Annotated in this window: 26 protein-coding genes; 15 read left to right on the top strand and 11 right to left on the bottom strand. The window is 68.9% G+C overall.

Annotation, left to right across the window (positions count from 1 at the left end):
* Window positions 1-31 precede the first annotated feature (31 nt).
* The 4 genes from HPY32_RS42160 to HPY32_RS42145 form a co-directional block, all read right to left on the bottom strand.
* Complete coding sequence (locus tag HPY32_RS42160) at window positions 32-1,048, bottom strand: zinc-dependent alcohol dehydrogenase family protein (protein WP_067586552.1); 1,017 nt, start codon at window positions 1,046-1,048, stop codon at window positions 32-34.
* A gap of 130 nt (window positions 1,049-1,178) precedes the next feature.
* Window positions 1,179-1,841 carry a GntR family transcriptional regulator gene (locus HPY32_RS42155; protein ID WP_067586555.1) on the bottom strand — a complete coding sequence of 221 codons (663 nt, stop codon included), beginning with the start codon at window positions 1,839-1,841 and terminating at the stop codon, window positions 1,179-1,181.
* Window positions 1,828-2,571, bottom strand: a complete 744-nt coding sequence (locus HPY32_RS42150; RefSeq protein ID WP_067586558.1) for a maleate cis-trans isomerase family protein — start codon at window positions 2,569-2,571, stop codon at window positions 1,828-1,830. Before HPY32_RS42150 ends, HPY32_RS42155 begins: the two co-directional genes overlap by 14 nt.
* Window positions 2,572-2,580: 9 nt before the next feature.
* Window positions 2,581-3,321, bottom strand: a complete 741-nt coding sequence (locus HPY32_RS42145) for a maleate cis-trans isomerase family protein (RefSeq protein ID WP_067586561.1) — start codon at window positions 3,319-3,321, stop codon at window positions 2,581-2,583.
* A 146-nt stretch (window positions 3,322-3,467) separates the two neighbouring features.
* Here HPY32_RS42145 and HPY32_RS42140 point away from each other — a divergent pair, with 146 nt between their 5' ends.
* The 5 genes from HPY32_RS42140 (at window position 3,468) to HPY32_RS42120 (ending at window position 7,219) form a co-directional block, all read left to right on the top strand.
* Complete coding sequence (locus HPY32_RS42140; protein ID WP_067595559.1) at window positions 3,468-4,373, top strand: D-2-hydroxyacid dehydrogenase; 906 nt, start codon at window positions 3,468-3,470, stop codon at window positions 4,371-4,373.
* 12 nt (window positions 4,374-4,385) lie between these two features.
* Entirely contained in the window at window positions 4,386-5,786 is a 1,401-nt protein-coding gene (locus HPY32_RS42135) for an amidase (RefSeq protein ID WP_082871250.1), read from the top strand.
* Between the two features lie 403 nt (window positions 5,787-6,189).
* Window positions 6,190-6,675 (top strand): hypothetical protein, encoded by a 486-nt coding sequence (locus HPY32_RS42130; RefSeq protein ID WP_156674376.1) that lies wholly within the window; start codon window positions 6,190-6,192, stop codon window positions 6,673-6,675.
* Between the two features lie 64 nt (window positions 6,676-6,739).
* On the top strand, window positions 6,740-7,048 hold the full coding sequence (locus HPY32_RS42125) for a DUF3467 domain-containing protein (protein WP_067586567.1): 309 nt from the start codon (window positions 6,740-6,742) through the stop codon (window positions 7,046-7,048).
* A 12-nt stretch (window positions 7,049-7,060) separates the two neighbouring features.
* Window positions 7,061-7,219: a hypothetical protein gene (locus HPY32_RS42120; protein ID WP_156674377.1), complete on the top strand. Its 159-nt coding sequence runs from the start codon at window positions 7,061-7,063 to the stop codon at window positions 7,217-7,219.
* On the opposite strand, the gene HPY32_RS42115 is transcribed toward HPY32_RS42120, so the two are convergent.
* The 3 genes from HPY32_RS42115 to HPY32_RS42105 all read right to left on the bottom strand — a co-directional run bounded on the left by HPY32_RS42115 (window position 7,220) and on the right by HPY32_RS42105 (window position 9,875).
* On the bottom strand, window positions 7,220-8,542 hold the full coding sequence (locus HPY32_RS42115) for a serine hydrolase (RefSeq protein ID WP_082871251.1): 1,323 nt from the start codon (window positions 8,540-8,542) through the stop codon (window positions 7,220-7,222).
* A 49-nt stretch (window positions 8,543-8,591) separates the two neighbouring features.
* Window positions 8,592-9,140 carry a DUF3887 domain-containing protein gene (locus HPY32_RS46420; RefSeq protein WP_067586571.1) on the bottom strand — a complete coding sequence of 183 codons (549 nt, stop codon included), beginning with the start codon at window positions 9,138-9,140 and terminating at the stop codon, window positions 8,592-8,594.
* Window positions 9,141-9,428: 288 nt separating this feature from the next.
* Window positions 9,429-9,875: a nuclear transport factor 2 family protein gene (locus HPY32_RS42105; RefSeq protein ID WP_231951598.1), complete on the bottom strand. Its 447-nt coding sequence runs from the start codon at window positions 9,873-9,875 to the stop codon at window positions 9,429-9,431.
* A gap of 186 nt (window positions 9,876-10,061) precedes the next feature.
* On the opposite strand from HPY32_RS42105, the gene HPY32_RS42100 reads away from it, so the two are divergent.
* Together HPY32_RS42100 and HPY32_RS42095 are read left to right on the top strand one after the other, a co-directional pair.
* The gene (locus HPY32_RS42100) at window positions 10,062-10,907 is read left to right on the top strand and encodes an ABC transporter ATP-binding protein (RefSeq protein WP_171983338.1); all 846 of its coding nucleotides are present in this window, start codon (window positions 10,062-10,064) and stop codon (window positions 10,905-10,907) included.
* Window positions 10,904-12,109, top strand: coding sequence for an ABC transporter permease (locus tag HPY32_RS42095; RefSeq protein ID WP_067586578.1), 1,206 nt, complete (start codon window positions 10,904-10,906; stop codon window positions 12,107-12,109). The genes HPY32_RS42100 and HPY32_RS42095 overlap by 4 nt, the downstream gene beginning before the upstream one ends.
* 19 nt (window positions 12,110-12,128) lie before the next feature.
* Here HPY32_RS42095 and HPY32_RS42090 read toward each other — a convergent pair whose 3' ends face one another.
* Window positions 12,129-13,007, bottom strand: a complete 879-nt coding sequence (locus HPY32_RS42090) for a hypothetical protein (RefSeq protein WP_156674379.1) — start codon at window positions 13,005-13,007, stop codon at window positions 12,129-12,131.
* 406 nt (window positions 13,008-13,413) lie between these two features.
* Here HPY32_RS42090 and HPY32_RS42085 point away from each other — a divergent pair, with 406 nt between their 5' ends.
* The 3 genes from HPY32_RS42085 (at window position 13,414) to HPY32_RS42075 (ending at window position 15,387) form a co-directional block, all read left to right on the top strand.
* Window positions 13,414-13,581 (top strand): hypothetical protein, encoded by a 168-nt coding sequence (locus tag HPY32_RS42085; RefSeq protein WP_156674380.1) that lies wholly within the window; start codon window positions 13,414-13,416, stop codon window positions 13,579-13,581.
* Window positions 13,582-13,627: 46 nt separating this feature from the next.
* Complete coding sequence (locus HPY32_RS42080; protein ID WP_067586584.1) at window positions 13,628-14,647, top strand: helix-turn-helix domain-containing protein; 1,020 nt, start codon at window positions 13,628-13,630, stop codon at window positions 14,645-14,647.
* 146 nt (window positions 14,648-14,793) lie between these two features.
* Window positions 14,794-15,387 carry a hypothetical protein gene (locus HPY32_RS42075; protein ID WP_197696467.1) on the top strand — a complete coding sequence of 198 codons (594 nt, stop codon included), beginning with the start codon at window positions 14,794-14,796 and terminating at the stop codon, window positions 15,385-15,387.
* 11 nt (window positions 15,388-15,398) lie between these two features.
* On the opposite strand, the gene HPY32_RS42070 is transcribed toward HPY32_RS42075, so the two are convergent.
* Together HPY32_RS42070 and HPY32_RS42065 are read right to left on the bottom strand one after the other, a co-directional pair.
* Window positions 15,399-15,896: a DUF3830 family protein gene (locus tag HPY32_RS42070; RefSeq protein WP_067586588.1), complete on the bottom strand. Its 498-nt coding sequence runs from the start codon at window positions 15,894-15,896 to the stop codon at window positions 15,399-15,401.
* Between the two features lie 19 nt (window positions 15,897-15,915).
* Window positions 15,916-17,157 carry an aspartate aminotransferase family protein gene (locus HPY32_RS42065; protein WP_067586592.1) on the bottom strand — a complete coding sequence of 414 codons (1,242 nt, stop codon included), beginning with the start codon at window positions 17,155-17,157 and terminating at the stop codon, window positions 15,916-15,918.
* 226 nt (window positions 17,158-17,383) lie between these two features.
* Between HPY32_RS42065 and HPY32_RS42060 the strand changes: the two genes are divergently transcribed.
* Window positions 17,384-18,754: an NAD-dependent succinate-semialdehyde dehydrogenase gene (locus tag HPY32_RS42060; RefSeq protein WP_231951913.1), complete on the top strand. Its 1,371-nt coding sequence runs from the start codon at window positions 17,384-17,386 to the stop codon at window positions 18,752-18,754.
* Window positions 18,751-19,803, top strand: a complete 1,053-nt coding sequence (locus HPY32_RS42055; protein ID WP_067586595.1) for a tartrate dehydrogenase — start codon at window positions 18,751-18,753, stop codon at window positions 19,801-19,803. Before HPY32_RS42060 ends, HPY32_RS42055 begins: the two co-directional genes overlap by 4 nt.
* 19 nt (window positions 19,804-19,822) lie before the next feature.
* Here HPY32_RS42055 and HPY32_RS42050 read toward each other — a convergent pair whose 3' ends face one another.
* Complete coding sequence (locus HPY32_RS42050; RefSeq protein ID WP_373686719.1) at window positions 19,823-20,587, bottom strand: metal-dependent transcriptional regulator; 765 nt, start codon at window positions 20,585-20,587, stop codon at window positions 19,823-19,825.
* A 157-nt stretch (window positions 20,588-20,744) separates the two neighbouring features.
* Here HPY32_RS42050 and HPY32_RS42045 point away from each other — a divergent pair, with 157 nt between their 5' ends.
* The 3 genes from HPY32_RS42045 (at window position 20,745) to HPY32_RS42035 (ending at window position 24,831) form a co-directional block, all read left to right on the top strand.
* Window positions 20,745-21,728, top strand: coding sequence for a bifunctional riboflavin kinase/FAD synthetase (locus tag HPY32_RS42045; protein WP_067586598.1), 984 nt, complete (start codon window positions 20,745-20,747; stop codon window positions 21,726-21,728).
* 198 nt (window positions 21,729-21,926) lie between these two features.
* Entirely contained in the window at window positions 21,927-22,196 is a 270-nt protein-coding gene (gene rpsO / locus HPY32_RS42040; protein WP_067595569.1) for a 30S ribosomal protein S15, read from the top strand.
* Window positions 22,197-22,566: 370 nt separating this feature from the next.
* Entirely contained in the window at window positions 22,567-24,831 is a 2,265-nt protein-coding gene (locus HPY32_RS42035) for a polyribonucleotide nucleotidyltransferase (protein WP_067586601.1), read from the top strand.
* Window positions 24,832-24,875 lie beyond the last annotated feature (44 nt).

Raw genomic sequence — 24,875 nt, 5'->3', positions numbered from 1 at the left:
GCACGCCGGAATCACTGGGGCGCTGGATGACTCAGGGCTGTAGCAAGGTCTTGATGGCTCGGCGGGTGTCCATGGCGCGGTAGCCGTCGGCGACCTGGTCCAGGGGGAGGGCCAGGTCGAAGACCTTGCCGGGGTCCATGCTGCCGGTGAAGACGCGGTCGATGAGGTCGGGGAGGAAGCGGCGGACCGGGGCCAGGCCGCCGCGGAGGCCGACGTGGGAGTAGAACAGCTTGTCGCCGGGGATGTCCACGCCGTGCGGGACGCCGACGAAGCCGACATTGCCGCCGGGCCGCGCCGACCGCTGCGCCTGCACCATGGCGTCCTGGGTGCCGACGCATTCGAGTACCGAGTCCGCGCCGACACCGCCCGTGAGCTCCAGCACGCGGGCCACGCCCTCCTTGCCGCGCTCGGCGACGATATCGGTGGCGCCGAAGGTGCGGGCCAGTTCCTGGCGGGTCTCGTGTCGGCTCATGGCGATAATGCGTTCGGCGCCCAGCTCTTTCGCGGCCAGCACGCCGGACAGCCCGACCGCACCGTCGCCCACCACCACGACGGTGCCACCCGGCTGCACCTCGGCGGCCACCGCGGCGAACCAGCCGGTGCCCATCACATCCGACAGCGCCAGCAGGCTGGGGATCAGCGACTTGTCCGGCTCGCCCGGGGTGGCGACCAGGGTGCCGTCGGCGAGCGGGATCCGCACATACTCGGACTGGCAGCCGTTGACGAATTCCCGGTGCTGGCACGAGGTCTGGTAGCCGAACCGGCAGTGCGGGCAGGTGTTGTCGGAGGCCACGAACGAACCGATCACGAACTGCCCCGGCCGCACGCCGGTGACATCGCTACCGACCTCCTCGACCACGCCCACGTACTCGTGCCCGATCGGCTGCGGCCCGGCAATCTCGTTGGCGCCGCGATAGGGCCACAGATCGGAGCCGCACACACAGGTCGCGACGATCCGCACGATGGCATCGGTCGCGGTGACTATTTCGGGATCGGGGAGGGTTTCCAGCCGCACATCGCCGGGCGCATGGATAACGGTTCCTCGCATAAGGGTCGATCTCCTGTTCCGATGTAGGAGTTGCGCGTCCCACAGATCGTTAGCCTTCCACAGGACACACGGCCGATGCTATGCCCTCTCCTGCATACGTCGGAGATGCTGCAACCGATCTCACGGGAGATTACGGGTGCTGGGTGTGCAAGCGCAGGACCGCGTCGTGCATGTGCTCGACCAGCAGCTTCCGGGCCCGCGACAGCGCGCCCGTGCCGATGGCCTCGCGCAGTTCGATATGTTCCTGGACCTGTTCGCGCACATCGGGATACGTGGTCTCCAGGGCACCCAGGCACATGCGGGTCTCGATGAACAGGGTGCGGGCGGCGCGGGACAGGCGCGGGCTGGCCGCGCTGTCCACCAGCGCCTCGTGGAAGGACTGGTCGGCGTCGGACACCCCGGCCGCGTCGCCGCGCTCGGCGCACTCGGTCATCGCGGTGACGCTGGGCGCCAGTGCCGCGTAGGCGATCTCGCGGCGGCCGTCCAGGATCAGCTCCAGCGCCCCGCCCTCGATCGCGGTGCGGGCGCGGTAGACGTCGACCACGTCGTCGTGGGTGAGTTCGATCACGAAGATGCCGCGATGGCGGATGCTGTGCAGCAGGCCCTCGGACACCAAGCGCTGCATGGCCTCTCGTACCGGCCCGCGCGACACGTCGAACTGCGCCGCGAGATCGGCCTCCACCAGCTGCGCGCCGGGCGCGAGCGTGCCGCGCATGATCGCGGTGCGCAACCGGTCGGCGATCATCTCCGCCGTCGACTGCCGGTTCACCGGCTCGAATTCAATGACCGACATGAATCAGCCTTTCCGAGAAGAGCTTTCCGAGGGCGGCCGAGGTCGGCGCGCCGCCGGCCGGATATCCGGCCAGGCGGATGCCCTCCCAGACGGTGACCTGGTTCGCGGTGAGCACCGGCTTGCCGAGCGCGGCCTCCAGCTCCGGCAGCACGCTCACCGTATGCATGGCGGTATCGGGAATCAGCAGCGCCGCGGCGTCCGGATGGTCGTTGGCGACGGCCAGTTCCCGCACCTGGGCGGGACCGAGCGTACCGACCTCGGCCGCGGTATCGATACCGGCGCTCGACATCGAGACGACCCGGATACCCTCCGCGGCAAGGAAATCGACGAACAGCCGCGCGACATCGTCCGGATAGCTGGCGCAGACCGCCACCGTCGAGACCCCGAGCGCCCGCGCCGCGTGCACGAAGGCGAAGCTGGTGCTCGACGTGGGCACCCCGGCCGCCTCGGCCAGCCCGCGCACCTGCTCGCGCGCGCCCTGCGGCCCGTAGACGAAACTGCCCGAGGTGCAGGCCCACACGACCGCGTTCGGGCCGTGCGGGGCGAGCAGCTCCGCGCCGTGCCGCAACCGGTTCGGGCTGCCCAGGTCGAGCAGCTCCGGGACGGCGTGCAGGTCGGTGCCGTAGATGTGCACCACTCGCAGATCCGCGCCCAGCAGATCGGCGGCGCGCGGGTAGTCGTCCTCGGCCGCGTGGTCGGGGTAGATGAATCCGATGGTGGGTGTGTGCACTGCCGTCCCCTAGAACACGTCCTGGAGCCACCTGCCGGGCCCCATCATGGGTAATTTCATGCGGCCCAGGCACGCCCACATGGTGAGCTGGTTCGCGGTGAGCACCGGTTTGCCGAGGGCCTGCTCGAGCGGTTCGACCAGATCGTAGGTGGGCAGGTTGGTACAGCTGACGAAGATCGCCTGGGCCTGTGGATCGTCGGCGGCGACGATGCGCTCGGCGATGGTGCGGTAACCGACCTTCCAGATGCCGCCGCCGAGCCCGAGATGATTGGAGCGGATGACCGTGCACCCGGCCTCGGCGAGGAAGTCGTGCAGCTTGAGGGTGAGGACCTCGTCGTACGGGGTGATGACCGACAGCCGGGTCAGCTCCAGCGCGCGGATCGCCTCGATCAGCGCCCCCGAGGTGGTGACGGCGTCGCGCGCCCCCGCTTGACAGATGGTGTCGCACAGCGACTTCTCGTACTCCAGGCCCTTGATGAAACTGCCCGACGTGCACAGGTAGGCGATGACCTCCGGGTCGACGTGCTGCACGTTGTGCGTGGCCGAGACCAGATGCGTCGCGTTCGACACCAGCTCCGCCATCGCCACCGAGACCGGTACCGGCTCGTATGGCGTGCGGGCCAGGTGCAGGCTGACCTCGAGCGGCACCCACCGCCACAGCTCGCGTTCCAATGCCAGATCGAACGGTGCGATGATCCCGATACCCCGCTGTGCGACCGGGCCGTCTATATCGGGAAAGTTCAGTTCCACGAGGGCCCCTCTCGCGTTCAGCCGGGCAGTCCTCCGCACACGATCGGATTGTTGACAATCATACGATGCGTTTCTAGCCTGTCAATGTGGTCGAGGGCCGAACAGTCACCGTTCTGCACGATGGCACCAGGCCCGCAGTGGAGCTCATGCGCCCGGTCGCCGAGCGCGCCGAGGTGCGCTATGCCGAGGCCGATGAGCTTGCCGATGCGTTGCGTGGTGCCGACGTGTTGTTCGTGTACGACTTCACCAGCACGGCGGTGCCCAGCGCCTGGCCCGCCGCCGATCGGCTGCGCTGGGTGCACGTGGGCGCCACCGGCGTGGATTCGGTCATGTTCGACGAACTCATCGCCAGCCCGGTCGTGGTCACCAATACCCGCGGCCTGTTCGACGGTCCCATCGCCGAATACGTGCTCGCCCAGATCCTGGAATTCGCCAAGGATCTGCCCGAATCGTGGCGGTTGCAGGGCGAACACGTCTGGCGGCACCGCGAATCCGAGCGCATCGCCGGGGCGTCGGTGCTGATCGTCGGCACCGGATCGATCGGCCGGGCCATCGCGCGCCTGCTGCGCGCGGTCGGCATGCGGGTGCGCGGGCTGGGCCGCCGCGCGGTGGCCGACGACCCGGACTTCGGGACCATCGGGTGCGATCCGGCCGCCGAACTGCCCGGCGCGGACTATGTGGTGGCCGTGCCGCCGCTCACGCCGCAGACCCGACACATGTTCGACGCGCGGGCATTCGCGGCGATGAAACCGCATGCCCGTTTCATCAATGTCGGTCGTGGGGAACTAGTAGTGACAGACGATCTCGTCACCGCCCTGCGCACCGGCGCCATCGCCGGGGCGGCGCTCGATGTCGTCGATCCCGAGCCGCTGCCACCCGGCCACGTGCTGTGGGATCTGCCGAATGTCCATCTCACACCCCACAACTCCGGTGATTTCATCGGCTGGCGCGGCGCGATCGTCACCGCCTTCGCGGACAACTTCCGCGAGTGGATCGACGGCCGGCCACTGGACAACGTGGTCGACAAGAGGCTGGGATACGTTCCCGGCTGAAGGGAGTCAGTTATGGCCCACCCCGATATCGCCATTCCCACCGATCCGGCCGCCATGACCGCGGTCGAATTGGTCACGGCCTACTCGGCGGGTGCGCTGTCGCCGGTGGAGGCGACCAGGGCCGTGCTGGACGCGATCGCCGAGCGCGACGGCGAGCTGAACGCGTTCTGCCTGGTCGATGCCGACCGGGCGTTGGTGCAGGCCAAGGAATCCGAGGCGCGCTGGCACTCCGGGCATGTGCAGGGCCTGCTGGACGGGGTGCCGATCTCGATCAAGGACGTCTTCCTGACCGAGGGCTGGCCCACCCGTCGCGGCTCGACGTCGATCGAGCCCGATGTGCCCTGGCCGGTCGACAGTCCCGTCACCGCGCGGCTGCGCGAGGACGGCCTGGTGTTTCTGGGCAAGACCACCACGCCGGAGATGGCGTGGAAGGCGGTGACCGACAGCCCGCTGACCGGGATCACGCGCAATCCGGCCGACCCGTCGAAGACCCCCGGCGGATCGTCCGGCGGCAGCGCGGCGGCGGTCGCGGCGGGAATGGGCCCGGTGTCGGTCGGCACCGACGGCGGCGGCTCCATCCGGATTCCCGCATCCTTCTGCGGCATAGTCGGTTTCAAGCCCACCCACGGCCGCGTCCCGCTCTATCCGGCGAGCCCGTTCGGCCCGCTGGCGCACGGCGGGCCGATGACCCGCACGGTGGAGGACGCCGCCCTGCTGATGGACATCCTGTCCCTGCCGGACCCGCGCGACCCCACCGCGCTCGCGCCGACGCTGACCACCTTCCGCGGCCAGTTGCAGCGCGAGGTGCGCGGGCTGACCGTGGCGTATTCGGCGGATCTCGGCTACGCCCAGGTGGATCCGGAGGTGGCGGCGGTGGTCGCCGCGGCGGTGCGCCGCCTCGACGAGGCCGGTCTGCGGGTGGTGACCGCCGACCCGAACTTCCAGGATCCGCTGGAGGCGTTCGAGCAGTTGTGGGCCGCGGGCGCGGCCACCCTGCTGTCGAAATTCCCCGCGGGCACCCGGGATCGGGTCGATCCGGGCCTGGGCCGGTGCTGGGACCGCGGCGAATCCGTGAGCGCCGTCGAGTATCTGGACGCGCGCGGGGTCGCGGCGGAGGTCGGCATCGCCATGGGCACGTTCCACGCCGCCTACGACCTGCTGATCACCCCGACCATGCCGATCCCGGCCTTCGAGGCGGGGCACGACGTTCCGCCGGGCAGCGGGCTCGACTCCTGGCCGCAGTGGACCCCGTTCACCTATCCGTTCAACCTCACCCAGCAGCCCGCAATCAGTATTCCGGTGGGGCACACCGAATCCGGGCTTCCGGTGGGCATGCAGATCGTGGGCCCGCGGCATTCCGACGATCTGGTGCTGGCGCTGGCCCGGTACGCGGAACTGGTGCTCGCCGAATAGGGGCGAAAGTCCTTATCCGGCAGGAGGTTTCAGATTCGATGCCGGGGCTCGGTACGGAGTCGGGGCGGGGCCGCCGTACCGATCGCCCGGCACCGGAAATTTTCCCGGTGCGCTGATCGGGGCCAATGGTTTTCCGGGCATTCCCGTCGGTATCCGATTGTTCGCCGCGCGATTGTGTGACCACCGCGGCGGCCAGAAATACGGCGACTATCCGGTACTGCCGGAGATGCGCTGCGCGAGTGTTTCCGTAATGCGGCAAACCAACCGTTCCCGGCCCGCGCAGGATTGTTTCGGGTGTATTTCCGTTGCATTGCCTACGGGTAGCGCAGAGGTGATGATTTTATTGTCCTACTCCACCGACGCAGGGGACCAGTCCGAAACCCAGCGATGTAGGGAAGCCACCATGGCACAGGAAACCAGCGAGCAGATGCAGGCCGTTCAGGATTTCGAGGAGATCCGGATGCGCGTCGAGGAGGCGCGGCAGGAGGCGCAGAGCGCGCGGCAGAACGCCCAGCAGGCGCAGAATCTGGCCCGCCAGGCGCAGCATCAGGCCCGGCAGGTCCAGCATCAGGCGCAGATGGCGCAGAGTGAGGCCAATCAGGCCAATCAGCAGGCGCAGCAGGCTCGTCAGCAGGCCGCGCAGGCGCAGAACCAGGCCCAGCAGGCGCAGAACGAGGCCGATCGGGCGCAGAATCAGGCGCAGCAGGCGCAATCCGAGGCGAGCCAGTCGCAACAGCGCGCGCAGTCGGCCCAGGACCAGGCCGATCAGGCCACCCAGTTGGCCCAGCAGGCCGACGACCAGGCCACCCGTGCCCAGGACCGGGCGGTTCAGTGGGATATGCAGGTGCAGCAGATCCGGCGGCAGTCGCGATATCCGCAGTCGCGCTAGGTGATTCGACCGGCCGGAAGGGTTGTTTCGGTGGCCCTTCCGGCCGGGGGCGACAGGCGTATCGATGAATGACGCGACCCCGCCCCCGGTGACCGTCGAGGTGATCGTGCCGGAAGCGATGAGCGCCGGGGTGTATGCCAACGGATTCACCTGCTGGTACAACCGCACGGATTTCACCCTCGATTTCATCGTGCATCTACCGATCGATCCCGGGCACGACGAGGACGGTCACCCGGTGACGCGGCAGCCGGTCCAGGTGGTGTGCCGGGTGAAATTTCCGCCGTCGATGATCTTTCGCCTGATGCAGACCCTGAACGACAGCATGAGCAATTACGAACAGCAATTCGGCGCGATCGACCATCTGGGCGAATGAGAGGAGTCCGACATGCTCATCTCGAGTGGAATACGGATTATGGCCGGAGATCCCGGCGAATGGAGGGTGATCACCGATCCCCGCGTGCGCTACCGGCCCGAGCGGATCGGTGGCCGCCGCTATCACGTCACGGCGTCGATCCCCCGGGCCGGGCAGGGCACAAATACCTGATTATCGGTCCGCGAGTCGCAGTGCGGCGTGGGAGACGGCCATGGCGGACAGGGTGTCCGGGCCGGGCAGTTCCTTGCCGGTATCGGACAGCATCACGCTGGACACCAGGAGCTTTCCGGAGGCGTTGCGGGCCAGATAGTTGAAGGTGAGCACGCCCGGCTCGGAGCCGCCCTTGAACCAGACCGTCGGATAGCGGTCCGACGGGAGCGCGACGCCGCCGTCGTTGCGGGACAGGGCGGTGCCGATTCCGCTGCCACCGGGTTGCGAATTCTGTTGCCACAGACCGGCGTAGGCGCGGCAGACGTCGGCCGGGGAGGCGAACCATTCGATTTGGTCGACGTTCTCGGGTGCGGTCCAGGCCGTGATCCGCTCGCGCGGAACGAGATCGAGCGCGGGTAGCGCGGCGGCGCGAAGCGGTTGCGGGGCGGCCAGATACGCGCTCGCGCCCGCCGGGTACTGGTATCCCTTGAGCGCGAACAGCTCCCGGGTGGTGAGGAACGGATCGTTGCGCTGCGGGGCTGCCATGCCGAAGCGGGGGAGCTGGGCGGCGACCGCATCGCGGCCGAGGAATCCGATGAGATGGTCGGCGGCGGTGTTGTCGCTGATCGAGATCATCTTGTTCGCGTATTCCTGGAGCGGCAGTTCGGTGCCCGCCGGAGTGTTCTGCAAAACGCCGGACGGCAGCGACTTCCAGTCGTCGCGGACCGCCAAGTGATCCGTCCAGCTCGCCCGATGGTCCGCCACCGCCTGTCCGAGCGCGCCGAGCACGTACAGCTTGAACGCCGAGCCGAGCGGGCGCGGGGTGTCCGGCTCGATGCCGTGCAGCACGCGGCAGGTTCCGTTGGGGTCGATCTCGGCGGCGGCGAAGCCGACATCCGGTGCCAGGCGGCGCAATTGGGTGTCGAGCTCGTCCCAGCTGTTCGGTACGGGCACGACCCCGAGCGCGATGATCAGCCCGGACCGGTCGACGGCCAGCGACGCCATGTCCGTCTGGGCGCCGTGCCCGAGAAACGCCTGGACCCCGGTCGGTGTGGCGTCCGCCAGGCGCTGTTCGGTGAGCTTGCCGAGGTGCGTGAGGCTGGCATTGAACCCGTCGGCGCCGACGGCGGACAGGAAGCTCGGGGAAAGATGTTCGGCCAGTTCCGATTCGGAGATCGGGGCGCGCGCGGTGGCGCCGACGAACCAGTTCATCTGGTCCGTGGCCGACGGCGGCGCGGCCGAGGCGACCGCGCCGGGCGCGAGCAGCGTGCCGATCGTGAGCGCACCCGCCGCGGCCAATCGCACCGTCAGCCGAGCCCGCGTGGGCCGACCCGAAATTCTCATGATGTCCTCCGTAGCAACATGTTTCGACCTTCTCCCCGGCGGAGGTCGGCTACCCGGAACCGATGGGTTTGAGGAACAGCCCCGCGACCTTGCCGGTGTCGTCGTAGAACACCTGCCCGGTCATTTCCGCGGCCTCGAACTGGAGCGGGACGAAGACCACGGTGAACACGCCCGCCTGCCGGACGAACGGTTCGCCCGCGTGCTCGTAGCGGCCGACCATGCCGACCGTCTGGCCCCAGGCCCGCGCGAGCAGGTCCTCCGACAGCTCGCGTGCCATCCGGTCGTCGAAGTCGCGCCGGACCTCGGCCCACCGCTGCTCGCTCCAGGCGGCGATGAGCGCCATCGCGTGCTCGGCGAGTTCCGGTCGCACGGTCTCCGCCTCTCTGGGCACCACGGCCCCGGTCTGCGGGTCGATGTGCCGGCCGAACCGCTGGAATGCGGCCTGCCTGCTGGTGCCGAGCACCTCCCCGATCTCCTGCCAGGTGTGGCCGGCCTCCCGGGCCCGGTCCACCGCGGCGCGCAGCGCGTTCTCGGCGGCGCGGGCGGTGTCGCGGGCGCTCGCCACCTGGGTCAGCGGCGAGGCCGGTTCGGCGGCCACGTCGTAAACATTCCCTTGACGGAGATCGGATGTCAAGGGTTTATTTACGGAGTCCTGATCGGCGGGCGCTCGTACGCGCTGCCCGTCGGCCTCTCGAACTCGGTGCCGACGTGCCGCGCTCCGGCAGGTTGCGCTGCAATAGCGGCGGATCCGGCCGCGCCCGGGGGAGGCGGGGAGGGGGCGGCCGCACACCTCGCAGACCCGATCCGCTGCGCTCTCCATCCCGCACCTCTCGTATTTCGTGCCGACGGCTACGGCACGAAATAGTAAAACGTGCTGCCGCGGCGGTCAATGTGCGGGCCGATCGGGTGCGCAGGCGGCGGCGATGGCGGCGGTGTCCCAGTAGAACGGGCGGACCTCGGTGATGCGATCGTTTTCGACGGAAATCGTCTGGAGGATGGGGAATTCGAGCTCGCGGCCGGTCGCGCGGGCCCGGGCGCGCACCTGGGTCAGCACCACCAGTTGACCGGTGTCGGACAGGAACTGCTGATCGGACAGGTCGAAGCGCTCCCAGGTCGCGCTCATGGCGAGAAAGAACCGCTGCATGCCCGCGTGGCCGCGCCACACACCGCCGTAGGGGAGGGCCTCGGCCTGGTGCAGCGCGACATCGGGCGCGAAGAACGGGGCCAGCGGGGCGAACGACGCCCGGCCCGGCCCACCGGCGGCGAGGTACTCGGCCTCCGCGGCGTACATGCCTTCCAAGACCGATCGCGGGGTGATCGATGAGATGCTCACCGAATCACTGTCGGTCGGCGACCCGACCGGCGCTGGCGAGAATTCGCCGCCACGCTCCGGTTCCGGCGCTACCTGCCGCTCTCCGGCCGGGTCCCGTGCAACGATGGGCCCGATCGGGAAGGAGTCCGGGTGCTGGAGATCGCGGGTCTGAGCAAGCGCTACGGTGACGTTGTCGCGTTGTCGGACATGACCTTCGAGGTGCGCGAGGGGGAATTGTTCGGTTTCGTTGGTTCCAACGGGGCCGGGAAGACGACCACCATGCGCATCGTGATGGGCGTGGTGGCCGCCGATGCCGGTGAGGTCCGGTGGGAGCGGCGGCCACTGGATCTCGGGGTGCGGCGGCGCATCGGCTACATGCCCGAGGAGCGCGGGCTGTACCCGCGCATGACGGTGGCCGCGCAGCTGCGGTATTTCTCTCGGCTGCACGGGCTTTCGGCCGACGAGGCGGAGGCGGCGGCGCACCGGTGGATGCGGCGGCTGGCCATCGAGCACCGCGGGGGCGACGATGTGCTCAAGCTCAGCCTCGGCAATCAGCAGCGTGTGCAGCTGGCGACGGCGCTGGTGCACGACCCCGACATCCTGGTGCTGGACGAACCCTTCTCGGGGCTGGACCCGGTCGCGGTCGAGGTCATGAGTTCCGTGCTGCGCGAGCGCTGCGACGACAAGGGCAGCCCGGTGCTGTTCTCCTCCCACCAGCTCGATCTGGTCGAGCGCATCTGCGATCGGGTCGGCATCGTCCGCAACGGCGCCATGGTGGCCTGCGGCACGGTGGCCGAGCTGCGCGGCCGCGGTCCGGACCGGCTCGCCATCGATGCGCCCGGCGTCGCCGACGACTGGACCGCCGGGCTGCCGGGCGTGACCGTCGACAGCCGCACCGGTTCGCGCTGGATCCTGCGCATGGCGGACGGATCCGACGATCAGCGGGTGCTCGCCGCCGCGCTCGCGGCCGGTCCGGTGCGCGAATTCGCCCGGGTACTGCCCACTCTCACCGAACTGTTCCGCGACGTGGTCGCGGAGACGGAGGCGGCATGAGCTCGCATGTGTCTGCGCCGCAGGCGATTCGGCTGGTCGCCGGGCGTGAGATCGATGCCCGGCTGCGGTCGCGGTCCTTCCTGGTGATCACCGCGGTGCTGGTGCTGGCCGTGGTGGGCACCGTGCTGCTGTTCCACTTCCTCAACCGCAACAACGCACCCGCCGCGCAGCAGGTGGGGGTGACGGCGAATACCGCGGCGTTCCAACAGGTTCTGGTCGCCGCCGGGCAGACGGCCGGGCAGCGGATCCACACCGCGGTGGTCGACGGGACCGCCGGTGAACAGCAGGTGCGCGACGGCGGCCTCGCGGCCGTGGTGGTCGGCGCCGACGCGGGACGGCTACAGGTCATGACGAAATCGACGCTGCCCGGCGGACTTCAGACCGCCTTCGACCTGGCGGCGCGGCAGATCGCGTTGAACCAGCAGATCACCGCGCTGCACGGCGACCCGGTCGCGGTCGAGCGCGCGGTGGCCTCGGCGTCGGTGAATGTGCGGGCGCTGCAACCGGTGGACCAGCATCACAGCGCCCGCATCGGCATGGCCTCGGTGATCGGCATCCTCACCTACGTGATGCTGGTGATCAGCGTGCAGCTCACCGGCCAGGGGGTGGTGGAGGAGAAGGCGAACCGGATCGTGGAGCTGCTGCTGGCGACCATCCGCCCGTGGGAACTGTTGGCGGGCAAGGTACTCGGCATCGGCGTGGTGACCATCGTGCAGGTCATGCTGCTGGCCGTGGCGGGCGCCGGGGCGGCGATCGCGACCGGGGTGCTGCACCTGTCGGTGGGCGTGGTCGCGAGCGTGGCCGGGTGGGCGCTGCTGTGGTATTTGCTCGGATACTTCCTCTACGCCTTGCTCATTGCGGCGGCGGCCTCGCTGGTCTCCCGTCAGGAGGATCTGGCCTCGGTCGCGACGCCGGTCACGGTCGTGATCATCGCCGCCTATCTGATCGGGCAGACCGTCGTGCCCAGCAACCCGAACGGCCCTGCGGCGACGGCGCTTTCGCTGATACCGTTCTTCTCCCCGGTGGTGATGCCGATGCGCGCGACCTACGGCGTCGCGGGGTGGCAGATGGCCGTCGCCATCGTGCTGACGATCGTCACGCTCGGCATCGTCGCCGGGGTGGCGGGCCGGATCTACCGCAATGCGGTGCTGCTCACCGGCAGCCGGGTATCGCTGCGCACCGCACTCGCCCTGGGGCGCTGAGCATTCCGCCGGTGACCGCTCACCGCGGCCACGGCAGATCGTGCAGCACGGGGAGGATGTCGAAGGCGGCCTCCACCGGCGGGCGGACGGCCTGCTCGACGGGCGGCGGGAGCTGGCCGAGGAAGCGGTCGACCGCGTCGGGCAGCGGTCGCTTGGCGGGCGGCGCGGGTGCCGGGGCGGGCGGACGGCGGTTGTCGTCGGGGCGATTGCCGTTGCGGTTGATACCTCCGCGGTTGTTCCCGTTGCGGTCGTTGCCCCAGCGGTCGTACCCGTTGCGGTCGAAGCCCGCCCGGTCGTATCCGGCGCGGTCGCGGCCCCAGCGGTCGAAGCCCGAGCGGTCGTACCCGTCGCGGTCGCGGCCCCAACGGTCGAAACCCCATCGGTCGTAACCGAATTGGTCGTAGCCGTCGCGGTCGTATCGGCGGTCGTCGTCGGTGGGCCGCGGCTTGCCCCAGCGGTCGTAGCCGTCACGGTTGTATCCCTGGCGATCGAAACCTTGGCGGTCGAAGCCCTGGCGGTCGAATCCTTGGCGGTCGAACCCGGACTTGTCGTATCCGTCGGGACCGTAGTCCGGATCGGGGTTCGGGACCGGAGGTTTCGTCGTCGGCGTGTCGATCGGGTCCGTCTGGGTACCGGAGTCGGTGGTGTGTGTGGCCGTGCCGGATGTGGCGGGCTCCGTGGTGGTGTCGCGTTCGGCGGGCCTGACGGTGGTGTCGGGTCCGGCGGGCTTGGCGGTGGTGTCGGGCTCGGTGGTCGTGGTGGACGAGTCGGGTGCGGGCGCGACGGTTCCCGTCGGCTGGGTCGCGGCCGGGTCTGCGGAAGCCGGTACGGCGGCAACGGCAATCGGACCCACCGCGATCGCCGCGGCGACCACGGCGGCCGTAGTTCTGTTCTTCATTCCCGAAACCGATCTCGTTCTCACGGGCAACTCATTTCAATTCAGCGTTGGAGAGATCCGCCCAAATCGGGCGGGCAATGTCAGCAAACCAAACGATCCTGAGAACCGCCTGACAGACCTGAGAGTAACCTTGTAGCTCAGGCAAAAAGGCTGGTCGGAAGGCTGGCTATCGATGAAAAAGATTCGCAGCAAATTGAACTCGGAATCATGCGGTTGAATACTGAATCGAATAATGAGAGGTAGGCCACTTCGCACCGCGTGCGCTATCGATGGGGTGTCGCGCCGCCGGGAGGAAGACCGACACGGCGTCGGGTTGCCGGGGTGTTTCGGTCTGAGCCGAAAGAGGGTGCGGGGTGGATCGTGCGTTCATACGCTGGCCCACGGTGTCGAAATTCGGGAGGTCGGAATGACGCAATGCATGGAAGCGCACGCCGAAGAGGTTGTCGGGCGGCGGCGCGGGTGGCGAATCCCGCGGTGGCAGGTGAGCGAGCCGGAGCGGGTGCGGCCGGTGGCGTCGGCGCCTACGGTGGGAGAGTTGCTGGTGCGGTTGGATCCGTTCCTCGCGGCGCGGTAGACGAGGACCGGCCGTAGTGGCGGAATGGTGACGGGAGGAGCGGTGCATGAAGCGGATCCACTTCACGCCCGATGATCTGATGCGGGTCCGCGTCGGCGCCTCGCTCGGCGCGTTCGGGGAGACGGTCCTGGCCGCCAGGATGTTTCAGCACACCGGCGCGGCGCTGTTCGACGGCTGGCGGCGGCAGGTGTGCGCGGGGATCCCGGACGATTTCGGGTTGCTCGCCGAACTCCTCCCGCCCGACTCCTGTTTCGTCGATCTGATCACCCCCGTCCGGAGCACGCGGTCGTTGCCCGAGGGCGTCGAGGCGCTACGGCTGGCCTCGCGCGACGAGCTCCGCCGCGAGGTGGACGAGGCACTGAATCGGCGGATTCGCCAGGGCGCCAGGGTGATTCCCGAGTGGGCGGTGAAACTGTCCGACCGCGACGGCGGGACGCTGCGCGAGGTCGTGACCGCGGTCGAGACGTTCCACTCGGTGGCCTTCGCCGGTCGCTGGGTGCACGTGCAGACCCACCTCGACCTCGCCTACGAGCGGATGGCCCGGACCCTGGCCACCGAGGGCGTCGAACGCCTGCTCGCCGAGCTGCCGGGCCGTTGGCGCGCACCGGTTCTCGACATTCCCATCCGCTACTCCTCGGGCGACCTGCACCTCGGTGGTCGCGGGTTGGTGGTTGTCCCGTCCCTTTTCGCGTGGCCCGATCCGGTATTGCTGAAATCCACGGTCGATGCCGATGCCTCGCCGCAGCTCGTCGTTCCCGTGCTGCGGCAGCCCTCGGATCTGGTGGCGGCGTGGGGTCCCCGCCCCGGCGGCGAGGCGCTCGTCGCGCTGCTCGGGCGCACCCGCGCGGCCGCGCTGGAGGCGATCGCGGCGGGCTGCACCACCACCGAACTCGCTCGCCGCCTCGGTATTTCACCCGCGACGGCGAGCGAGCACGCCTCCATCCTGCGCCGCGCCGGACTCGTCGACAGCCGCCGCTACCGCAACACCATGCAGCACGAGGTGACCACGCTCGGCGCCGCGCTGCTGGACGGCGAGCCGGACCGCCGCGGCGTACGCATCGCATAATCCCGGCGACGAATTCGACGCGCATCGAGTGATACCGCTTCGACATCGGGGATCGCCGGTGCGGCAAGGCAATTCGGGGGGATTATTTTATCGTGAAGAAATTACTCGTTCTGGTATCCATATTCTTTGTCTGCCTATTATGGGCGGTGCCAAGCGCCGCCGCGGATCCGATCGGACCCGGACAGTGGACGCCGGACTCCCCGCAGTACGACGTGCAGCTGTGCGCCGGAGGCCAGGCCGACGGCCTGACCTTCACCCTGCCCGCCAGCTCCGGCGGCCTGCGCGACGCGTGTAGCAATGGCAAGGAGCGCGCCGAACGCCGATTCAAGAACTACGCCGACGACGGTCAGAACTACTCCACCGGAACCCGCCAGTTCGCAGGAACTTTCACCATCCAGAGCATGACCGGCGATCGAATCTCGTTGAAGCAGACCTTCAACGGCGACAACGGCCCCTACTTCATGCTGGCCGTGGACAAGTCCCGCCGCCTCTACAACGTCGAAGGCGGCGCCGAGATCGCCCCCGCGGGCACCGCCACCGACGGCACCCCGGTCCAGGTCGACACCATCCACAACACCGCCACCAACGACCTGAAGGTCTACATCAACGGCAACCTCGCCTACGAGGACACCAACGCCCCCGGCGGCGACTTCTACGACAAGTTCGGCGCCTACGAAACCGCCAGCGGCACCGGACCTATCGCCGTGACCTGGAGCAATGTGAATTTCTGGTACCAGTGAGAGGTTCGGCGCTATTCGGCGCGGGCGAAGGCGAGGGTTTCGCCCTCCACTCCCCGCAGCCACAGGGCGTTGCAGGCAGTCGCGATGTCCGCCAAGCCCTCTTCGATGGTCGCGAAGACATTGCCGGGGACCCACCCCATGTCGCCGTTGATCAGTAGGTTGTTGCGGCCGTAGAAGAGGGCCAGGTCGGTGGCGCCCTGGCTGGCGTGGGCGGTGGAGCCGGGGGTGTAGCCGTAGGCGGGGTTGCCTATTTCCCAGGGTTCGAAGTCGAAGAGGCAGACGTCGCCGGGAATCGGTGTGACCGTGGGGTTTTCGCGGTGCGGGGCGGCGGTGAGGCGGGGGACCAGGGTGTAGACCTCGTTGCGGGCGTATTTGGCGTGGAAGGCGTCGCCCTCCTGGGGGAGGGCGTCCCAGACGGCATCGCAGGTGTGCGGGGCCTCGGCGTCGAGCAGGCGGGCCCGGCAGGTCACACCGGCCTTGGTGAGGGTGATCGTGATGTAGCGGGGCATCGGGATCTCCTGTCGGGGGTCACAATTCGGCGAGGACGGCGGACCAGATCTCGAGCGCGTCGTCGATCTGGGCGGCGGACACGATGAGCGGCGGGATCATTCGGACGACATTCATGTGGGCGCCGCAGGTGAGCAGCAGCAGGCCCTTGTCGACCGCGAGCCGCTGGGCGGCGACCGCGGTGGCGGTGTCGGGTTCGCCGGTGGCTGAGACGAATTCGGCGCCCACCATGAGGCCCAGGCCGCGCACGTCGCCGATGGCCGCGGTGGCGCGGTCGCGGACGCCGGTCAGCAGTTGCTGCCCGCGCTTTGCCGCATTGTCCACCAGCCCTTCGGATTCGATGACCTCGATGGTGGCGAGCGCGGCCGCGCAGGCGACCGCATTGCCGCCGTAGGTGCCGCCCTGCGAGCCCGGCCACGCCTGGGCCATCAGCTCCTTGGACGCCGCGATGCCCGACAGCGGGAACCCGCTCGCCAGGCCCTTGGCGATGGTGATGACATCCGGCCGCACGTCGAAGTGCTGGTGCCCGAAGAACTTTCCGGTTCGCCCGAACCCGGTCTGGATCTCGTCGAACACGAGCAGGATGCCGTGCCGATCCGCCCGCTCGCGCAGCCCCTGGAAGAACCTCGTATTGCCCGGAATGTAGCCGCCCTCGCCGAGCACCGGCTCGACGAACAAGGCCGCGGTCTCCGCGGGCGAACTCTGCGTCGCGAACAGATAATCCAGCTCGCGCAGCGCGAAATCGGTGGCCTGCTCCTCGCTCCAGCCGTAGCGGTACGCGGTCGGGAACGGCGCGACGTGCACCCCCGCCATGAGCGGGCTGAACCCGGCCGAGAACCGCGTCCCGGAGGTGGTCATGGTGGCCGCGGCCACCGTGCGGCCGTGGAAACCCCCCTGGAACACAATGACATTCGGCCGTCCGGTGGCCTGCCGCGCCAGGCGCAGCGCCGCCTCGATCGCCTCGCTGCCGGAATTGGAGAAGAACAGCGAGTCCAGCCCGGTGGGCAGCACCTCGCCCAGCCGCTCGGTCAACGCCAGCAGCGGCCGGTGCATGACCGTCGTGTACTGGCCGTGGATCAGGCTGCCGACCTGTGCGCGGGCCGCCTCGACCACCCGCGGGTGGCAGTGGCCGGTGCTGGTCACGCCGATCCCGGCGGTGAAGTCGAGGTATCGGCGGCCGTCGGTGGCGTGGAGATAGCACCCTTCGCCGTGGTCGACGGTGATCGGTGTGGCCTGCTTGAGAACGGGGGAAAGTGCCGTCACGGGGATCCGCCTCCCAGAGGTGTCCGCGGATTGTCTATTGTCGGATTGTTGACAATATGCATAACATGGCGGGCAGGGCCGCAGCAATGGGTTCCGCGGCCACGCGGGTGAGGAGCAGGCGGTGACGCAGACCGACACGGGCCTGGACCGGGCCGAGCAGGCCGCGGTCGACAGCGTGCCCAGCGGGCTTTACATCGGCGGGCGCTGGCGCGAGACGGCCGCGACCATGCCGGTCCACGACCCCGCGACCGGGCGCGTGCTGCGCGCGGTCGCCGACGCCACGCCCGAGGACGGCCTCGCCGCCCTGACCGCCGCCGCCGACGCGCAGCGCGACTGGGCGCGCACGCCGCCGCGCACCCGCAGCGAGATCCTCCTGCGCGCCCACCGGATGCTGCTCGACGACACCGAGCGCCTCGCCCTGATCGCCACCCTGGAGATGGGCAAGCCGCTGGCCGAGGCGCGCGGCGAAATCGCTTATGCCGCAGAGTTCTTCCGCTGGTTCGCCGAGGAGGCCGTGCGCCTGGACGGCGGCTACACCACCGCACCGGCCGGTGGGTCGCGCTTTCTGGTGACACGGCAGCCGGTGGGGCCCAGCCTGCTCATCACGCCCTGGAATTTCCCGATGGCCATGGCGACCCGCAAGATCGGGCCCGCGCTGGCCGCCGGGTGCACCAGCGTGGTGAAACCGGCCGAGCAGACCCCGCTGTGCACGCTGGCGCTCGCCGAGATCCTGCACGCGGCCGGGGTTCCGGCGGGTGTGGTCAATGTCGTCACCACCTCCGACCCGGGTGCGCTGATGACGCCGATGATCCTGGACGAGCGGTCGCGCAAGCTGTCGTTCACCGGCTCCACGGCGGTGGGCAAGGCGCTGCTGGAGCAGTGCGCGCGGACCGTCATGCGGACCTCCATGGAACTCGGCGGCAATGCCCCGTTCCTGGTCTTCGACGACGCCGACCTCGATGCCGCCCTCGAGGGCGTGCTGGCGGCCAAGATGCGCAATATCGGCCAGGCGTGCACGGCCGCCAACCGGATCTTCGTGCAGCGCAGCGTGATCGACGAGTTCGCCGCACGGCTCGCGGAGCGGATGGCGGCGCTGCCGATGGGGCGCGGCACCGAACCGGGCGTCGTGGTGGGCCCGCTGATCGACGCGGCCGCGGTCACGAAGGTGACCGAGCTGGTCGCCGACGCCAGGGCCCGCGGCGCGCGGGTGCTCACCGGTGGTGATCCGGTCGATGGTCCCGGAAACTTCTATCCCGCAACGGTTCTGGTGGATGTCCCGGACGACGCCCGGATGTGCGGCACCGAGATCTTCGGCCCGGTCGCGGCTTTGGCGCCGTTCGACACCGAGGACGAGGCCCTCGCCCGCGCCAACGACACCCCGTACGGCCTGGTGGCGTACGTGTACACCGAGAGCCTGCGCCGTGGGCTGCGGGTGTGCGAGGCGCTGGAGACCGGTATGGTCGGCCTCAATCAGGGCGTGGTGTCCAATCCCGCCGCGCCGTTCGGCGGGGTGAAGGAGTCCGGTCTCGGTCGCGAGGGCGGGCCGACCGGCATCGACGAGTTCCTCGAGACCAAGTACATCGGAGTGCAGCTGTGACCTATCGCATTGCCACCATTCCCGGCGACGGTATCGGGGTCGACGTGACCGCCGAGGCCGTCAAGGTGATCGACGCGGTCCTGCCCGGTGTCTCCTGGACCGAATTCGACTGGTCCTGTGAGCAATACCTGCGGACCGGGGCCATGATGCCGGAGGACGGGCCGCAGCTGCTGTCCCGCTTCGACGCGATTCTGCTCGGCGCGGTGGGCTTTCCGGGGGTGCCGGACCATATTTCGCTGTGGGGCCTGCTGATTCCGCTGCGCCGCGCCTTCGGCCAGTACGTGAATCTGCGGCCGGTGCGGCTGCTGCCCGGTACCGAATCCGCGCTGCGCGACCGCACCGCGGCGGATCTGGACATTCTCATCGTGCGGGAGAATTCCGAGGGCGAGTACTCGGAGATCGGCGGCATCCACAATCCCGGCCGCCCCGAGGAATTCGTGCTCCAGGAGTCGGTGTTCACCCGGGCCGGATGCGAGCGCATCGTCCGCTACGCGTTCGAGCGGGCCCGCGAGCGCGGCCGGAAGGTGTGCTCGGCCACCAAATCCAACGGGCTCATCCACTCGATGCCGTACTGGGACAGCGTATTCGAGCGCATCGCGGCCGAATACCCGGATGTGCGAACCCGGCAGATGCACGTGGACGCACTGGCCGCCGAGATCGTGCTGCACCCGGACCGCCTCGATGTGATCGTGGGCTCGAACCTGTTCGGCGACATCCTCTCCGACCTCGCCGCCGCCGTCACCGGCGGCCTCGGCCTGGCCCCCTCGGGCAATATCAACCCGAATCGGGACGCCCCCTCCATGTTCGAGGCCGTCCACGGCAGCGCCCCCGATATCGCCGGGCAGGGCGTCGCGAATCCGGTGGCGCAGATCCTCGCGGGGAGCATGATGCTCGATCATCTGGGTGAGCGGGCAGCCGCGGCGGCCATCGACCGTGCTGTATGTGAGGTGTTGGCCGACAACAGTATTCGCACCCCGGACCTGGGTGGTACGAGTACGACGACAGAACTCGGCAATGCGATCACCAAGCGCGCGGCCGATCTTGTGTAGCTGAGACGCACCTCATGAGTCAGTGCGTCAGCCAGATGGCCTCTGCCGCAGGGCTTCCCAGGTCGATGGTCCGGTCCGCGATGCGGATGGCGATGGTGCCCGCGAAATCGCGGCGTTCGACGACCGTGATGGGCGTATCCAGGGCGATGCCGACCGAATCGAAGTAGCGGAGCATGGCCGGGTCGAAGTCGGAGATGCGGGCGACGCGGCCGGACTCCCCGGCCTGGAAGGCGCTGAGCTGGCGCGCGGGCGGGGTGGGGACCGCGCCGTCGACCGACGGGATGGGGTCGCCGTGCGGATCCCGGTCGGGGTGGCCGAGTTTGGCGTCGATGCGCTCGACCAGGGTTTCCGAGACGGCGTGCTCGAGCACCTCGGCCTCGTCGTGCACCTCGTCCCAGCCGTAGCCGAGCTCGTTGACCAGGAACGTCTCGATCAGGCGGTGGCGGCGCACCATGGCGATCGCGGCCCGGCGGCCGTTCTCGGTGAGGGTGATCGACCCGTAGCGGGCGTGCTCGACCAACCCCTGGTCGGCGAGCTTGCGGACCGCCTCCGACACCGTCGACGCGGACACGCCGATACGTTCGGCCAGCAGCTTGGTCGACACCTTCTCCGACGACCATTCCTGCGCCGTCCAGATGACCTTCAGATAGTCCTGGGCCACGGACGACAGCACCGGCGCGGCGGTCACGGTCCCGCCGCGGGATTCGTGTGTCGCGGAGGGATCGGCCAGCTCTCGTCGGGTGGCGATATCTCGTTTTCCGGGCACGTCAACGAGCTTAGGCACACCTGCGCCGGTTTCCCACATCGGCGCGCGTCCGATCCCGGCCCGGTAATAGCCGAGTGACGTGAGTGTGACGTCGGGCAGATCGCCGTCTCTCCGCGCCGTGAACATCCGCACCGCCGCATGCCCGTTGTAATACGGCTTGCGTAGGCTGCGGTGTGTGCAGAGATGGCGAAGTCTCGAGGAGATGCCCGCGGATTGGGGCCGGTGCGTGCTCACGATCGGGGTGTTCGACGGTGTGCACCGCGGTCACGCCCAATTGATCAGTCGCGCCGTGAAATCCGCTGCGGTGCGCGGGGTTCCCTCGGTTCTGATGACCTTCGACCCGCACCCGATGGAGGTGGTGCGGCCCGGTTCGCATCCGGCGCAGCTGACCACGCTGACCCGCCGCGCCGAACTGGTCGAGGAACTCGGTATCGACGTGTTCTGCGTGATGCCGTTCACCCAGGACTTCATGAAGCTGACCCCCGCCCGGTACGTGCACGACCTGCTGGTCGAGCGGCTGCACGTGACCGAGGTCGTGGTGGGCGACAACTTCACCTTCGGCAAGAAGGCCGCGGGCACCGTCGACACCATGCGCGAGCTGAGCACCCGCTTCGGTTTCGAGGTCGACGGGGTGAAGCTGGTCGGCGAGCACGCGGTGACGTTCTCCTCCACCTACATCCGGGCCTGCGTGGACGCCGGGGACATGGCCGCGGCCGCCGACGCGCTGGGCCGCCCGCACCGGGTGGAGGGCGTGGTCGTGCACGGCGACGGCCGCGGCCGCGAACTCGGCTTCCCGACCGCCAATGTCGCCCCGCCGATGCACGCAGCCATTCCGGCCGACGGCATCTACGCGGGCTGGTTCACCGTGCTGACCCCCGGCAAGACCATCGGCACCACGCTGCCCGGCAAGCGCGCGATGGCCGCCATCTCGGTCGGCACCAACCCGACCTTCTCCGGCCGCACCCGCACCGTCGAGGCATACGTGCTCGACACCGACGAGGATCTGTACGGCCAGCACGTGGCCGTCGATTTCGTGGAACACGTGCGGGGACAGCGCAAATTCGCCTCCGCCGCCGAACTGGTCACCGAGATCGCCAAGGACGTCGAGCGCACGCGCGACATCCTCGCAACCGCGGACCGAAAGGCCGACGACAAGTAGCCCCCCTTGCTCCCGGCGTGCGACAAGTAGCCCCTTGCTCCCGGCGTGCGACAAGTAGCCCCTTGTTCCCGGCGTGCTTTTGGCCGGGAACCCCCCATCCGGTAGGCTGGCTCGTCGGGTTTGCTGCGGTCCGTGGTGGCGCCCGCCCGGGGTTTCCCGGTTCTTCCGAGCGCGGACTGGAATATCAGGAGTGAATTCGTGGCTCTGACCACCGAGCAGAAGAAGGCGATTCTCGCCGAGTACGGCGTGCACGAGAAGGACACCGGTTCGCCGGAGGCCCAGATCGCGATGCTGACCAAGCGGATCTCCGACATCACCGAGCACCTCAAGAAGCACAAGCACGATCACCACACGCGCCACGGCCTGATGCAGCTCATCGGTCGTCGCAAGCGCCTGTCGAAGTACCTGCAGGACAAGGACATCGAGCGCTACCGTGCGCTGATCGAGCGGCTCGGACTGCGTCGCTGAGTCTGCGACACACGATCTGCACGAGGCAGTTCACAAGGCAGCCGATGGGGAGGCATAGAATCTCCCCGTCGGCTAGTCGTGTATAGGCCAATCGGCCGGTACCCGACGACCCGCACAGCCGTATGCACCCGTCCGCGTGGCGTCGGTCTTCGGTAGTGGTCTTTCGGCAGGAAAGGATTGCCGGAGGGCTTCGATCGATGACCGCCTCCGCGTCGCCGCTTCCACGGGGAACGGCCGGGTGTGCGCGTCGCGGCCAGGAGGGCCGTAGCGCGCCCGAGCCGGGTACGGCTGCACCCCTGCCAAGGGACACACTGCTGGATCGCGCGTATTCGCGCTGGATCCGGCGAAGACGAGAGGTTGAGAAGAGAAAATGTCCGATACCGTGACCAGCTCCGCCGTCGAGGTCGAACCCGGCGTGTTCGAATCGGTCGCCCTGATCGACAACGGCAAGTACGGCACCCGCACGGTGCGTTTCGAGACCGGTCGCCTGGCCAAGCAGGCCGCCGGTTCGGTCGTCGCCTACCTGGACGACGAGACCATGCTGCTGTCGGCCACCACCGCCGGCAAGCACCCCAAGGATCAGTTCGACTTCTTCCCGCTGACGGTCGACGTCGAGGAGCGCATGTACGCTGCGGGCCGCATCCCCGGCTCGTTCTTCCGTCGTGAGGGCCGCCCCTCCACCGACGCGATCCTGACCTGCCGCCTGATCGACCGCCCGCTGCGCCCGTCGTTCGTCGACGGCCTGCGCAACGAGATCCAGGTCGTCGTGACGGTCATGAGCCTGGATCCCAAGGATCTCTACGACGTGGTCGCCATCAACGCGGCCTCGGCGTCCACCCAGCTCGCGGGCCTGCCGTTCTCCGGCCCGGTCGGCGGCGTGCGGGTGGCGCTGATCGAGGGCCAGTGGGTGGCGTTCCCGACCACCGAGCAGCTGGAAGACGCCGTGTTCGACATGGTCGTGGCCGGGCGCGTGGTGGAATCCGGCGACGTCGCCATCATGATGGTCGAGGCCGAGGCCACCGAGAAGGTCATCGCGCTGGTCGAGGGCGGCGCGCAGGCGCCGACGGAAACCGTTGTGGCCGAGGGCCTCGAGGCCGCCAAGCCGTTCATCGCCCGGCTCTGCCGCGCCCAGGCGGACCTGGCCGGTCTGGCCTCCAAGCCGACCGAGGAGTTCCCGGTCTTCCCGCCCTACGAGCAGGACGTGTACGTCGCCGTCGAGGGCACCGCGAAGCGGCCGCTGGCCGAGGCGCTGTCCATTGCGGGCAAGCAGGAGCGCGAGGAGAAGATCGACGAGATCAAGCTGGAGGTGCTGTCCAGCCTCGCCGAGGATTTCGCGGGCCGCGAGAAGGAGATCGGCGCGGCGTTCCGCTCGGTCACCAAGAAGCTTGTGCGCCAGCGCATCCTGTCCGACGGCTTCCGCATCGACGGCCGCGGGCTGGCCGATATCCGCGCCCTGTCCGCCGAGGTGGCCGTGGTCCCGCGGGCGCACGGCTCGGCGCTGTTCGAGCGCGGCGAGACCCAGATCCTGGGCGTCACCACCCTCGACATGGTGAAGATGGCGCAGCAGGTCGACTCGCTCGGCCCGGAGACCTCCAAGCGCTACATGCACCACTACAACTTCCCGCCGTTCTCCACCGGTGAGACCGGCCGCGTCGGTTCGCCGAAGCGGCGCGAGATCGGCCACGGCGCCCTCGCCGAGCGCGCCCTGATCCCGGTGCTGCCGAGCCAGGACGAGTTCCCGTACGCCATCCGCCAGGTGTCGGAGGCGTTGGGCTCCAACGGTTCCACCTCGATGGGTTCGGTGTGCGCGTCGACCCTGTCGCTGCTGAACGCCGGTGTGCCGCTGAAGGCGCCGGTGGCCGGTATCGCCATGGGCCTGGTGTCCGATGCGGTCACCAACGACCGGGGCGAGGAGGAGATCCGCTACGTCGCGCTGACCGACATCCTCGGCGCCGAGGATGCCTTCGGCGACATGGACTTCAAGTGCGCCGGCACCCGCGATTTCGTCACCGCGCTGCAACTGGACACCAAGCTCGACGGCATTCCGTCGAAGGTGCTGGCCGGTGCGCTGAACCAGGCGCGCGACGCCCGTCTGACCATCCTGGACGTGATGGCCGAGGCCATCGCCGACCCGGACGAGATGAGCCCCTACGCGCCGCGCGTCACCGCGATCAAGATCCCGGTCGACAAGATCGGCGAGGTGATCGGGCCCAAGGGCAAGGTCATCAACCAGATCACCGAGGACACCGGCGCCAACATCTCCATCGAGGACGACGGCACCGTGTTCGTCGGCGCGACCGACGGCCCGTCGGCGCAGGCCGCGATCGATGCGATCAACGCCATCGCCAACCCGCAGCTGCCGAAGGTCGGCGAGCGCTTCCTCGGCACGGTCGTCAAGACCACCGCCTTCGGCGCGTTCGTCTCGCTGCTGCCGGGCCGCGACGGCCTGGTGCACATCTCCAAGCTGGGCAACGGCAAGCGCGTGGGCAAGGTCGAGGACGTGGTGAACGTCGGTGACAAGCTGCGCGTGGAGATCGCCGATATCGACAACCGCGGCAAGATCTCGCTGGTGCCGGTCGACGACGAGTCCGAGACCGCAAGCGACACTGCTGCGGCCGAGGCCGGTGCCGAGTAAACATTTCGGTGTGACGAAGAAGAAGTCTGTGGCCCCCTTGCTCG

Origin of the sequence: Nocardia terpenica (genome assembly GCF_013186535.1) — a bacterium.
Classification (GTDB): domain Bacteria; phylum Actinomycetota; class Actinomycetes; order Mycobacteriales; family Mycobacteriaceae; genus Nocardia; species Nocardia terpenica.
Note: the sequence above shows the minus strand (reverse complement) of the source record. Positions and strands in the feature narration are given on the sequence as shown.